General features: G+C 67.4%; 1 protein-coding gene. It reads left to right on the top strand.

Annotation, left to right across the window (positions count from 1 at the left end):
* Positions 1–169: 169 nt before the first annotated feature.
* Positions 170–399: hypothetical protein (locus tag I6F37_RS43260; protein ID WP_225154874.1), on the top strand; the 230-nt coding region annotated here is incomplete at its 3' end.

Genomic DNA, 399 nt, shown 5'->3' with positions numbered 1-399 from the left:
CGGTCACGTCGACCTCTTCCGAGGGAACTACGACCTCGCAGCGTCGCGCTACGAGGAGATGCGCGCGGTGGCTGGCCGGAGCGGCGATCGGCTCCACCTCGCGTTGGCAATCGGCAGTTTGGGCGTCCTCGCCAATCTCCGCCGCGCCGTCGCGACGGCGCGACCCCTCTTGACCGAGGCGCTGACGATCACTCGGCACCTGAGCGAGCCCGGCATCATGCTGGCCCAGCTCTTGACGAACATGGCATTCGCCCTGTGCCGAACCGGCGATGCCGCGGAAGGAGCGCGGTGCCTCCTCGAAAGTCTCGAACTAATCCGCGTCGAGGATTTCCAGCGCGAGCTTCCTCCGCTGATCCTGGTTGGCGCCGAGGTCGCGCTCGATGCCGATCTCCCCCAGAC

Source organism: Bradyrhizobium sp. NBAIM08, from assembly GCF_020193935.1.
In the GTDB taxonomy this organism is placed as follows: Bacteria; Pseudomonadota; Alphaproteobacteria; order Rhizobiales; family Xanthobacteraceae; genus Bradyrhizobium; species Bradyrhizobium yuanmingense.
Note: the sequence above shows the minus strand (reverse complement) of the source record. Positions and strands in the feature narration are given on the sequence as shown.